8 protein-coding genes are annotated in these 11,941 nt (G+C 70.6%); 5 read left to right on the top strand and 3 right to left on the bottom strand.

Going from position 1 to position 11,941, the window contains the following annotated elements:
* Both QMK34_RS13365 and QMK34_RS13360 read right to left on the bottom strand, forming a co-directional pair.
* Positions 1-2,646, bottom strand: a 2,646-nt coding sequence (locus tag QMK34_RS13365; protein WP_326414197.1) for a non-ribosomal peptide synthetase, incomplete at its 3' end; no start/stop codon positions are given.
* A 48-nt stretch (positions 2,647-2,694) separates the two neighbouring features.
* On the bottom strand, positions 2,695-4,041 hold the full coding sequence (locus QMK34_RS13360; protein ID WP_326414196.1) for a lysine N(6)-hydroxylase/L-ornithine N(5)-oxygenase family protein: 1,347 nt from the start codon (positions 4,039-4,041) through the stop codon (positions 2,695-2,697).
* 138 nt (positions 4,042-4,179) lie between these two features.
* On the opposite strand from QMK34_RS13360, the gene QMK34_RS13355 reads away from it, so the two are divergent.
* On the top strand, positions 4,180-5,127 hold the full coding sequence (locus tag QMK34_RS13355) for a methionyl-tRNA formyltransferase (RefSeq protein WP_326414195.1): 948 nt from the start codon (positions 4,180-4,182) through the stop codon (positions 5,125-5,127).
* Positions 5,128-5,372: 245 nt separating this feature from the next.
* Here the strand turns inward: QMK34_RS13355 and QMK34_RS13350 are convergent, their stop codons facing one another.
* Positions 5,373-7,010: an ABC-F family ATP-binding cassette domain-containing protein gene (locus QMK34_RS13350; protein WP_326414193.1), complete on the bottom strand. Its 1,638-nt coding sequence runs from the start codon at positions 7,008-7,010 to the stop codon at positions 5,373-5,375.
* A gap of 207 nt (positions 7,011-7,217) precedes the next feature.
* Between QMK34_RS13350 and QMK34_RS13345 the strand changes: the two genes are divergently transcribed.
* From QMK34_RS13345 to QMK34_RS13330, 4 genes are all read left to right on the top strand, one after another.
* A complete protein-coding gene (locus tag QMK34_RS13345; RefSeq protein WP_326414192.1) occupies positions 7,218-8,048 on the top strand; it encodes a PaaX family transcriptional regulator in 831 nt (276 codons plus the stop codon).
* Between the two features lie 41 nt (positions 8,049-8,089).
* Positions 8,090-8,881: an enoyl-CoA hydratase/isomerase family protein gene (locus QMK34_RS13340; protein ID WP_326414191.1), complete on the top strand. Its 792-nt coding sequence runs from the start codon at positions 8,090-8,092 to the stop codon at positions 8,879-8,881.
* 211 nt (positions 8,882-9,092) lie between these two features.
* The gene (locus tag QMK34_RS13335; RefSeq protein WP_326414189.1) at positions 9,093-9,392 is read left to right on the top strand and encodes a GNAT family N-acetyltransferase; all 300 of its coding nucleotides are present in this window, start codon (positions 9,093-9,095) and stop codon (positions 9,390-9,392) included.
* A gap of 121 nt (positions 9,393-9,513) precedes the next feature.
* Positions 9,514-11,769, top strand: a complete 2,256-nt coding sequence (locus QMK34_RS13330) for a glycosyl hydrolase family 18 protein (RefSeq protein WP_326414188.1) — start codon at positions 9,514-9,516, stop codon at positions 11,767-11,769.
* Positions 11,770-11,941 lie beyond the last annotated feature (172 nt).

The following is an 11,941-nucleotide window of genomic DNA, read 5'->3' as shown; positions in this document are numbered from 1 at the left end:
CGGCTTGACCTCGTGCGGCACCACGGCGACCCGCGCGACCGCGTCGTGCCCGGCGAGCACCGACTCGATCTCGCCCGGTTCGATGCGGTAGCCGCGGATCTTGACCTGGTGGTCGGCGCGGCCGAGGAAGTCCAGGAAGCCGTCTGCGCGCCAGCGCACCCGGTCGCCGGTGCGGTACATGCGTGCGCCGGGCTCGGCGAACGGGTCGGCCACGAACCTTTCGGCGGTCAACCCGAAGCGGCCGACGTACCCGCGGGCGAGGCCACGGCCGCCGACGTACAGCTCGCCCTCGACCCCGACCGGCACCGGGCGCAGCGCGGTGTCCAGCACGTGGCAGCGGGTGCCGGGGTCCGGCCCGCCGATCGGGATCGGCCCGGTCCAGCCCGGTTCGGCGGGCCACAGCGTCGAGTTGACGGTCGCCTCGGTGAGCCCGTAGGCGGCGACGACCCGCAGGTCGCGGGCCCACCGCGCGATGAGCTCCGGCGGCACCGTCTCGGTGCCGACGATCAGCACCGCGCCTGGGGGCAGCTCGCAGTCCGCGGGCAGCGCGGCGACCAGCGACGGCGGCAGGATCATGTGGGTGGCAGCGTTCTCGATGATGTACCCGGTCAGTTCGACCCCCGCCACCCGGCGGTGCGCGGGCACCACGATCACCCGGCCGCCGACGCACAGCGACATCACCAGGTCCCACACCGTGACGTCGAACCCGACCGACGCGAACTGGACGACCCGGCTGTCCGGGCCGATGCCGATCCGCTCGATGGCCGTCGCGATCAGGCTGCCGATGCCGTCGTGCGAGAGCACCACGCCCTTCGGCAGGCCGGTCGAGCCGGAGGTGTAGATCACGTACGCGGCGCGGTCCAGCCGCAACCCAGAGACGTCCACAGTGGACGAATCCAGCGCCGCGAGCTCCGGCCGCACCACGTCGAGCAGCACTTGATCCACAGTGGACATCTCAGGAAGCTGGACCGCGAGTTCCACAGTGGACAACACGGCGCGCGCCCCGGAGTCGGCGAGCATGTACGCCAGCCTGTCCTCGGGGTGGTCGAGGTCGAGCGGCAGGTAGGCAGCACCCGCTTTCAGCACGGCGAGCAGCGCGACGACAAGGTCCGCCGAGCGGGGCAGGGCCACCGCGACTACGTCCTCGGCCCCGACGCCGCGCGCGGCGAGCAGCCTGGCCAGGCGGTTGGCCGCGGCGTCGAGCTCGAAGTAGGTGAGCCGGTCGTCCTCGCAGACGACCGCCACCGCGTCCGGGGTACGCGCCACGACCCGGTCGAACGCGGCAGGCCAGGACACGTCGGCGAAATCGGCGTGCTCAGGGTGCTTAGGGTGCGCAGTGCCGAACTCGACCAGCACCTGGTCCCGCTCCTGCGCGGTGAGCAGGTCGATCACCGCGAGCGGGGCGTCCGGCCGGGCGAGCAGCGCGTCCACCACCGCGCGGAACCGGCGCTCGTGCTCGGCCAGCTCCGCGGGGCCGGCCGCCGCGTCGAGGTCGAACCGCAGGCCGTGGCCCTCACCGGCGTCGTAGGCGGCGATCGCGAGATCGCTCACCGGACCCAGCGACAGGTTGCGCACCGTGCCGGTCGCGGCCCCGAACGCCAGTTCGCCGTCCACCGCCATGAAGTTGACGGCCAGCCCGACCAGCTCGTGGACACCGCCGGTGGCCCCGAGGTCCTTGGCCAGCTCCTCCCCGCGGTACCGGCTGTGCGCCACCATGTCGGCGACCCCGGCGGCGACCGACGCCACCAGCCGCGCTGGCGTGGCGTCCGGCCGGACCGCCAGGCGCAGTGGCAGGACGTTGGAGACCATCCCCGGCCGGTCCCGCAGCTCCCGGCCCGCCCGCGCGGTGACGGGGACGCCGATCACCAGGTCCTCGGCGCCGGTCACCCGGTGGACGTAGGCGGCGACGGCGGCCAGCACCACCCGCGAAAGCCGCGTGCCGGAGTTCCCCGCGAGCTTCCGCAGGGCCTGTGTCGTGGCCGGGGACAGCGTGAACCCGTGCCGGACGATCGGGCTGTCCGAGCGGCCCAGCAGGCGGACCGGCTCCGGTGTGCCGGACAGTTTCGCCAGCCAGTACGCCCGATCGGCCTCGGCCTGCGGCGAACCCCGGTAGGCGGCGTCGGCTTCGACCAGACCCGAGAGCGACCAGTCGACCGGCTCCGCGGCGCCCTGGTACAGCGCCGCGGCCCGCCGGGTCAGCGCGGCCTGCCCGTGCGCGTCCATCACCAGATGGTGGTAACCCTGCGACCACAGCACCCGGTCGTGACCGAGCACCAGCAGCTCGTGCGTGGTCAGCGGACCGTGCCGGAAGTCGGGGACGCGCGCCAGCCCGGCCCGCATCCGTGCCAGCGCGGCGCGCTCCGGATCGGGCTCCCCTCGCAGGTCCACGACCGGCACCTCCACCGGAACCCGCGCGGGCCGCTGCACCGGAACGCCGTCCTCGGCGTCGACCGTCACGTGCAGGCATTCGGCTTCGGCGAGTGCCTGCCCGATCGCCGCGCCGAGCCGCGCGAGATCGACCTCACCGCGCAGGTCGACGTACCAGCCGATCCCGTACACCGGCGAAGCCGGGTCGAGCCGCTGCGCGAACCAGACCCCGGACTGCGCCGCGGTCAGTGCAAATCCGGGCAGGGTGCCGCGGGTCATCTGAATAGCCTCCACCGATGTTCTTGCCGTGCCGTGCCGAAAAGCGGGTCAGACGGACCCGGTGCCGCTCACCGCGTACTCCGGGCGCTCCGCGTCCGCGTCCCGGCGCTCCACAATGGACCGCAGGATCTCGCCGACCCGCACGGCGGTGTTCGACAGCAGCGAGGACGTGATCCCGTGCGTGTGCTCGGTCCCGCCCTGCAGGTAGATCCCGCCGCGCAGCGCGGGTTCGGTGACGATCCGGTAGTCGCGCTCGATCCGCAGCCTGCCCTCTTCGTCGCGGCCGCACCGCGCGCCCAGCTCGCCGAGCAGCGGGGTCGGGTCGGCCGGGCGGTACCCCGTCGAGTAGATGACGTGGTCGGCTTCGAGCACCGTGCGCACCCCGGTGGCGAGCGACTCGATCGTCGTGCGCACCCCGGTGGCGGTCTCGGTCACCTCGACCGGCCGGGAGACGTTGAACAGCTTGAGCCGCTCGACGCCCTGCACCTTCTCGCGGTAGGTCCGCCGGTACAGCTCGTCGATCAGCTCGATGTCGACCGCCGAGTAGTTCGTGGCGCCGTGGTAGGTCATGAGCCGCTGCTTCACCGGCTCGGCCGCGCCGTAGAAGTGGTCCACCGCTTCGGGATCGAAGATCCGGTTGACGAAGGGACTGTCGTCGGCCGGGCTGTAGCCGTAGCGGGAGAACACCGCGCAGACCTCGGCGCGGGGGAACTGATCGTGCAGCAGGGCGGCGACCTCGGCGGCGCTCTGCCCGGCGCCAACCACCACGAACCGCCGCGGGTCGGCCTCCTTCAGGCCCTCGACCCGGTGCAGCAGCCGGCTGTTGTGCCAGACCCGCTCACCGGCGGTCACGCCTTCGGGCAGGTTCGGGCGCAACCCGGTGCCCATCACCAGGTTCCGGGCGCGCAGCTCGATCAGCTCGCCGCCCGAACGCGCCTGGACGTCGAAGAAGGCCACCTCGTCGCCGTCGAACACCGGCCGCACCGAGAGCACCTCGGTGCCGTACGACACCAGGTCGTCGACCTTCGCGGCCGCCCACTCGAAGTAGTCGTGGAACTCGATGCGCAGGGGGAACAGGTTCTTGTGGTTGATGAAATCGACCAGCCTGCCCCGGCTCTGCAGGTAGGCGAGGAAGCTGAACCCGCTGGTCGGGTTCCGCATGGTGACCAGGTCCTTGAGGAACGACACCTGCATGGTCGCGGTGTCGATCAGCATGCCGCGGTGCCAGCCGAACCGTTCCTGGCGCTCGAGGAAATGCGCCGTGACCGTGCCGTCGGCACCCGCTTTCGCGTTGTGCTCGGTCAGGGCGATCGCCAGCGCCAGATTCGAGGGTCCGAAACCGACCCCCACGACGTCGTAGACCGGAATCCGCTCACCGACCACTGCTCGTGACATGAAGGTCCCCTAGCGCGGCTCCGCCGCATCTCGGTGCATCGACTTAAGACAGAGGAAACCCTAACCTAACTTAGGTGAGCCTCAACTAGTACCTTGAGGCGTGATGTTCATCCCCCTCGACAAACGGGAGGCAGATCCATGCGGGTCGCCATGTTCGGATACCAGACCTGGGGACACCGCACCCTGCAAGCGCTGATCGACGCCGGCCACCAGGTCGCGCTGGTCGTCACGCACCCCAAGAGCGAGCACGCCTACGAGAAGATCTGGTCGGATTCGGTGGCCGAGCTCGCCGGGGCCAACGGCATCCCGGCCCTGCTGCGCACCAGGCCGGACGACGCCGATTTGCTGGCCAGGCTCAAGGAAGCCGACCTGGACCTGATCGTGGCCAACAACTGGCGCACCTGGCTGCCGCCGGAGATCTTCGAGCTGCCCCGCGAGGGCACGCTGAACATCCACGACTCGCTGCTGCCCGCCTACGCCGGGTTCTCCCCGCTCATCTGGGCGCTGATCAACGGCGAAAAGGAGGTGGGCGTCACCGCCCACCTGATGGACGCCGAGCTCGACGCCGGGGACATCGTGCTCCAGCGAACGGTCCCGGTCGGGCCCGCCGACACGACCACCGACCTGTTCCACCGCACGGTGGACCTCATCGGCCCGATCACCGCCGACGCGCTCGAGCTGATCGCGGCCGACCGGGTGGTGCCGGTCAAGCAGGACCGCTCGAAGGCCAGTTTCTTCCACAAACGCGCCCCCGAGGACAGCCGGATCGACTGGACCTGGAGCCCCGGGGAGATCGAGCGGCTCGTGCGGGCGCAGTCCGACCCCTACCCGAACGCGTTCACCTTCCACCGCGGCGAGCGGCTGCGAATCGTCAAAGCGTCGGTGTCGGCGGGCAACTACGGCGGCACGCCGGGCCGGATCTTCATCAAGGAGGGCGACGGCGTGGTCATCGTCGCGGGCCCCGACGCCCGGCGCGGTCACTCCCCCGGCCTGCTCGTCGAGCGGGTCCGGACCGAGGACGACACCGAGCTCACCGCGCACGAGTACTTCCGCACCATGGGCGGGTATCTCACCCACCGCCCCTGACCTGCCCCTGAAGGCCACCTTGAGGGACCCAGATGCCCTTAAGGTGGCCTTCAGAGACTCACGCAACCGGCGATCCCGCCCGCCACCACAGAAGCTGCTCGTGAAGGAACTCACCACGGCGCGGCGACAGGCGAGACACACCCCAGGAAGAGCGATCGCTGAAAGTCGCCCTTGCTGCGTTAGACCTGCCAAAGGCGACCTTGACTGCGTTGAACGAAGTCAAGGCGACCTTCAGCCGCGCGTGATCAGAGTTCGGTGACCTTGCCGCCGTCGACCTCGAACCGCCGGGTCGTGTGCACGGCGTCGAGCATGCGCCGGTCGTGCGTGACCAGCAGCAGCGTGCCGGGGTACTCGGCCAGCGCCGACTCGAGCTGTTCGATGGCGGGCAGGTCGAGGTGGTTGGTCGGCTCATCGAGCACCAGCAGGTTGACCCCCCTGGCCTGCAGCAGCGCGAGCGCGGCGCGGGTCCGCTCCCCCGGCGACAACGTCGCGGCCGGGCGGATGACGTGCACGGCCTTCAGCCCGAACTTCGCCAGCAGCGTGCGGACGTCGGCGTCGGGCAGTTCCGGGACCTCGCGGGCGAACGCCTCGGCCAGCGTCAGCTCACCGAGGAACAGGTCGCGCGCCTGGTCGACCTCGCCGACGACCACCCCGGGCCCGAGCACCGCGCCGCCCTCGTCGACCGGGATCCGGCCGAGCAGCGCGGCCAGCAGCGTCGACTTGCCGGCGCCGTTGACCCCGGTGATCGCTACCTTGTCCGCCCAGTCGATCTGCAGGTCCACCGGCCCGAGCGTGAACTGTTCGCGACGCACGACGGCGCCCCGCAGCGTCGCGACGACCGCGCCGGCACGCGGGGCGGCGGCGATCTCCATCCGCAGCTCCCACTCCTTACGCGGCTCCTCGACCACCTCCAGCCGTTCGATCATGCGGTCGGTCTGGCGAGCCTTCGACGCCTGCTTTTCCGTGGCCTCACTGCGGGTCTTGCGGCTCATCTTGTCGTTGTCGGTGCTCTTGCGCCGGGCGTTGCGGACGCCCTTCTCCATCCAGCCGCGCTGCATGTTGCCGCGGGCTTCGAGCGCGGAGCGGGTGTTCACGTACTCGTCGAACTCCTCGCGGGCATGCCGCCGGGCGACCGCCCGCTCCTCCAGGTACGCCTCGTACCCGCCGCCGTAGGCGCGCACCTGCTGCTGGGCGAGGTCGAGCTCGACGACGCGGTCGACCGTGCGCGCCAGGAACTCGCGGTCGTGGCTGACCAGGACGGTGCCCGCGCGCAGCCCGGTGACGAACCGCTCCAGCCGCTCGAGGCCGTCGAGATCGAGATCGTTGGTGGGCTCGTCGAGCAGGAAGATGTCGTACCGGCTCAGCAGGAGCGACGCCATCCCCGCGCGGGCGGCCTGGCCGCCGGACAGCGACACCATCGGCTGCTCCAGGCTGACCTGCAGGCCCAGCTCGGCGACCACCTCATCGGCCCGGTCGTCCAGGTCGGCGCCGCCGAGGGCGAGCCAGCGGTCAAGGGCGGTCGCGTAGGCGTCGTCGGAGCCGGGGGCGCCTTCGGTGAGCGCCTCCGTGGCCGCGTCGAGCTCGGCCTGCGCGGCCGTGACGCCGGTGCGCCGGGCCAGGAAGGCGCGGACCGACTCCCCCGGCCTCCGCTCCGGCTCCTGCGGCAGGTGCCCGACCGTGGCGGTCGGCGGGTTGAGGCGGACGCTGCCCTCCTCCGGCGGCACCAGGCCGCCGAGGGTGCGCAGCAGCGTCGACTTACCGGCGCCGTTGGCACCGACCAGGCCGATGACGTCCCCTGGTGCGACGACCAGGTCCAGACCGGAGAAGAGGACTCGATCGCCGTGACCGGCGGCGAGATCCTTGGCAACGAGTGTGGCGCTCATGAGGACGCGAAGTCTACGGGTGCGCCGCGGCGGCCCGGAATCCGCGCCGTTGTGTGTCGGGTGTCCTGCTGGTCACTCTTCGTGGGTACTCTGGGCGGGTTCACGAGCGCGGGAGTGAGGTCGATGACGGCGATGGCGGATGCCAGTCCAGCCACGGTCAGCGGTAGGCCGAAGGCTCGAGCGGCCGCGGGCGTGCCCAGGCCGACGATGACCAGACGCCGCGAGGTGAGCCACGCCAGCGCGCGGTCGCTGCTGATGACGGTGCTGGGCGAGTTCGTCCTGCCCAGGGACCGGCCGGTGTGGACGTCCATGCTGGTGGACGTCCTCGGCGCGCTCGACATCGAGGAGAAGTCCGCCCGCCAGGCGCTGGCCCGTTCGGCCGCCGAGGGCTGGGTGGTCTCCGAGCGCGTCGGCCGCCGGGTGCGCTGGTCGCTCACCCCGCCCGGACGCAGGCTGCTGACCGAGGGCGCCGACCGGATCTACGCGTTCGGCAGCGATCCCGGCGAATGGGACGCGCATTGGCTGATGCTCATCGTCTCGGTGCCCGAAGCGAAGCGTGATCTCCGTCACCGCCTGCGGACCAGGCTGACCTGGGCGGGCTTCGGCTCGCCGGTCGCCGGGGTGTGGGTCAGCCCCGACACCACCCGCCAGCGGGAGGCGCAGCAGATCGTCAGCGAGCTCGGTCTCGACTCCCAGGCCATGTCGTTCACCGCGGCCTACGGCGAGGTCGGCGAGCAGGAGGCGATGGTCGCCCGGTCCTGGGATCTCACCGAGCTCAAGGACCGCTACGAGGACTTCATCGACCGGTTCACCGGCCTCAGCCCGACCGGCGGCCAGGCGGTCCTGCGCGCGCAGACCGAGCTCGTGCACGAATGGCGCCGCTTCCCGTTCCTCGACCCGCGGCTCCCGCTCGAACTGCTGCCCCGGCACTGGAGCGGGGTCAAGGCCGCCGAACTGTTCCACCGCAAGCATGTGGACTGGCGGCCCGAAGCACAGCAACATTGGGACGTCCTGCTGGAGGCCGAGGAAGCCGGCTAGCGCTTCCCGGCCCGCACCGCCCCCGATCGCGAAGGATTCCCTTGACCACCTCGCCCCGGCCCCTCGTCCGCATCGAGCGCACCGGCGGGCTCGCCGTGCTCACCATCGACGCGCCGCCGCTCAACCTCTACACCGCCGAGCTGCAGGACCAGCTCGGCGAAGCGATCGGGCAGCTGGAAAGCGAGCCGCCGCGCGCGGCCCTGATCCGCGCCGAGGGCAAGATCGTCAGCGGCGGCGTCGACGTCTCGCTCTTCGACGCCCAGAGCTCCCCCGCCGAGGCCAAGGTGCTGTTCGACCGGATGCTCTCGGTGCCGGACCGCATCGCCGCGCTGAGCTTCCCCACCGTGTTCGCCGCCCACGGTCTCTGCCTGACCTGGGCGTTCGAGGTCGCGGTGGCCTGCGACATCATCCTGGCCGCGGAGAAGGCGAAGTTCGGGCTGGTCGAGCGGGTCGTCGGGCTGACCCCGACCATGGGCGGCACCCAGCGGCTCGCCGCACGCGCCGGTATCGGCCGGGCCAAGGAGTTCGTGATGACCGGCGCCACCTACGACGCCGCCACGATGGAGCGCTGGAACGTGGTGAACCGCGTGTTCCCCACCGGCGTCTTCGACGCGGAGGCCAGGGCGTTCGCCACCGACCTAGCCGAAGGCCCCACCCAGGCGCACCAGGCGACCAAGCAGGTCCTCGACCACTTCGCGCACGGCGGCGTCCCCGAGGCCAACGAGCACATCACCACCATCGCCGCCGAGCTGTTCGACACCGAGGACCTGCGCGGCGCGGTCAAGTCGTTCCTCGCCGACGGGCCGGGCAAGGCGACCTTCACCGGCCGCTGACCGGGCTGGCCGAGCCGGGTCCCGCGGTGCGGGACTCGTTCCTGGCCGCCCTGCGCGAGTACCACGCCGAGGGACTCCATCCGGACCTCTCGGTGGAGCAGTTGGCCGAACCCGCCGTGTTCGGGGCATGGGTCGAACGCCTACGCCTCCACGAGCTGCACGGACACGCGGAGCAGCAACGTGACCGGGTTCCCCACCGAATCTTGTGGTGGTGGACGGAAACCGCTACCTCGGGCGGGTCCGGCTCAACCTGGAGCTCAACGACGAACTACGGGAGTTCGGCGGCCACATCGGCTACGACATCCGGCCTTCCGCACGCGGGCAAGGCCACGCGACGGCGTTGCTCGCCGCGACTCTCCAGCTCGCCCGAGGGCTGGGAATCCCCACCGCCTTGCTGACCTGCGCCCCGGAGAACACGGCTTCGCGGCGGGTCATCGAGCGCAACGGCGGCGTGCTGTCCGACGTGAGTCCGGCCGGGCGGCTGCGGTTCTGGTGCCCGACCGGCTGCTGAATCAGTCAAGAGGAGACACCCGACTTTAGTGGTCTAGACCTCCACGGAGACCGGGTCTACGTTCGAGTGTGGTCTAGACCACAATTCCGGTCGGTCTTCCCGTCTCGCTTGGAGCAAAGCCATGAGACGCACGACGAAACGACTCTTCACCGCACTCGCCGCGACCGTGATCGCCCTCGGCGGCCTCGTCACCGGTACCACCCCGGCGGCCGCCGCGGGAGGCCTCAAGGCGACGTTCGTCCTCACCGGCACCACCGGTGAGTACACCGTGACGAACACCAGCACCGCCGCCGTGAGCAACTGGGCGATCACCTTCCAACTGCCCGCCGGGGTGAGCGCCACCACCGGGGACAACGGCACCGTGACCCAGTCCGGCACCCAGGTCACGCTCACCCCCGCCTACTACATCGCGACCCTGCAACCCGGCCGGTCGACCTACCCCTACAGCCCCACGTTCCGGCTGAACTCGGCCGCCCAGCCCGCGCAGTGCCGGATCGACAACGCGAACTGCGACGGTTCGCCCGACACCCCACCGGCCGCGCCGGGCAACGCCCGTGTCGTGACGAAGACGACGACCACGGTCTCGCTGGCCTGGAACGCTTCGGCACCGGGCTCGCTGCCGGTCGCCGGGTACGACGTCTACCGCGGCACGACGCTCGCCACCTCGGTCACCGGCACGTCCACGACGGTCACCGGCCTGACCGCGAACACCGCGTACAGCTTCACCGTCGTCGCCAAGGACACGAAGGGCACGAAGTCGCCCGCCAGCGCCGCCGTCGCGGTCACGACCAACAACCCCGGCGACGACACGCAAGCGCCCACCGCACCCGCGGGCCTGCGGTCCACCGGAGCCGACGCCGGGAGCGTGTCACTCGCCTGGACCGCGTCGACCGACAACACCGGCGTGGTCGCCTACGACGTCTACCGGGGTGGCGCCCTCGCCACGACGACGACCACGACCTCGGCCACGGTCAGCGGGCTGGCACCGTCCACTTCGTACACTTTCACCGTCAAAGCACGAGACGGCTACGACAACACCAGCGCGGCGAGTGCCGCACTGACCGCCAAGACTGCCGACATCGTGAGCGGCTACGCGAAGGTCGGGTACTTCGTCCAGTGGGGAATCTACGGACGCCAGTACTTCCCCAAGAACCTGGAAACCACTGGCGCGGCGGGGAAGCTGACACATCTGCTCTACGCCTTCGAGAACATCGATCCGGTCAACCTGACCTGCCTGTCCGGGGTCACGAAGGGCACCACGGCCAACCCGCAGGACCCGAGTCAGGGCGACGGCGCCGGTGACGCCGAGGCCGACTACTCGCGACCCTTCGCCGCGGCCCAGTCCGTCGACGGCGTCGCCGACACCGGCTGGGAATCGCTGCGAGGGAACTTCAACCAGCTCAAGAAACTCAAGCAGCGCAACCCGAATCTCAAGGTGCTCGTGTCGCTGGGCGGCTGGACGTACTCGAAGTACTTCTCCGACGTCGCGGCCACCGACGCGTCACGCAAGAAGTTCGTCTCGTCGTGCGTGGACACCTGGATCAAGGGCAACCTCGCGGCCTACGGCGGCGCGGGCGGACCCGGGACGGCGGCCGGGCTGTTCGACGGCGTCGACCTCGACTGGGAGTGGCCCGCCAGCGCCGACGGCCACCCCGGCAACCACTGGAAGGCCGCCGACAAGCAGAACCTGACCGCCCTGCTGGCCGAGTTCCGCGGCCAGCTCGACGCGTACGGGGCCACCACGGGCAAGCGCTACCAGATCCACGCGTTCACCCCGGCCGACCCGGCCAAGGTCGGCGGCGGCTGGGAAATGGACAAGGTGTTCAACTACCTCGACGTCGCCAACGTGCAGGGCTACGACTTCCACGGGTCGGGCAGCGACAACTCGTGGGAGCCGAACCGCACCGGGCATCAGGGCAACCTGTACCCCGACGCGGACGATCCGAGCACCTACCGCTTCAACGTCGAGGACACGATCAAGGCGTACACCGACGCCGGGGTCAATCCCCGGAAGCTGACGCTCGGGCTGGCCTTCTACGGCCGGGGCTGGCAAGCCGTGGCCGACGGCGGCAAGCACGGCGAATGGCAGTCCGCGAACGGCGCGGCGCCGGGACAGTTCGCCGAGGAAGCCGGCACCCGCGGCTACTCGAACCTGCTGGCAAGCGTCGCGAACTGCACCGTGTACCACGACGAACCGGCCGTGGCGACGTCCTGCTACACCGGCAACGGCGGCCAGTGGTGGACGTTCGACGACGCCTGGTCCATCGCGAAGAAGACCGCGTGGCTCAAGAGCAAGGGGCTGCTCGGCGCGATGGCGTGGGAGATGTCCGGTGACACCGGGGCACTGATGACCGCGGTGGACAACGGCCTGAAGTAGGCCGCGCCGCTTAAGCGCGAGTGAGCGGAATGGTTCAGCGGGCTGAATGAGAAAGGTCTCTCATTCAGCCCGCTGAATTCATGGGTGCCAATTATTTTCGACTCGAAGAAAGGTGCTCGCGACATCTTGACGGACATGGTCTGGACCATGAAACTGAGGGAATCGCGCGATG

This window comes from Amycolatopsis sp. H20-H5 (assembly GCF_035828755.1).
Lineage (GTDB): Bacteria > Actinomycetota > Actinomycetes > Mycobacteriales > Pseudonocardiaceae > Amycolatopsis.
Note: the sequence above shows the minus strand (reverse complement) of the source record. Positions and strands in the feature narration are given on the sequence as shown.

Bases quoted from the DNA above. Each gene is read 5' to 3' on its own strand.
- QMK34_RS13350 (WP_326414193.1), bottom strand. From the start codon at position 7,010: ATGAGCGCCACACTCGTTGCCAAGGATCTCGCCGCCGGTCACGGCGAT.
- QMK34_RS13355 (WP_326414195.1), top strand. From the start codon at position 4,180: ATGCGGGTCGCCATGTTCGGATACCAGACCTGGGGACACCGCACCCTG.
- QMK34_RS13360 (WP_326414196.1), bottom strand. From the start codon at position 4,041: ATGTCACGAGCAGTGGTCGGTGAGCGGATTCCGGTCTACGACGTCGTG.
- QMK34_RS13330 (WP_326414188.1), top strand. From the start codon at position 9,514: ATGAGACGCACGACGAAACGACTCTTCACCGCACTCGCCGCGACCGTG.
- QMK34_RS13345 (WP_326414192.1), top strand. From the start codon at position 7,218: ATGACCAGACGCCGCGAGGTGAGCCACGCCAGCGCGCGGTCGCTGCTG.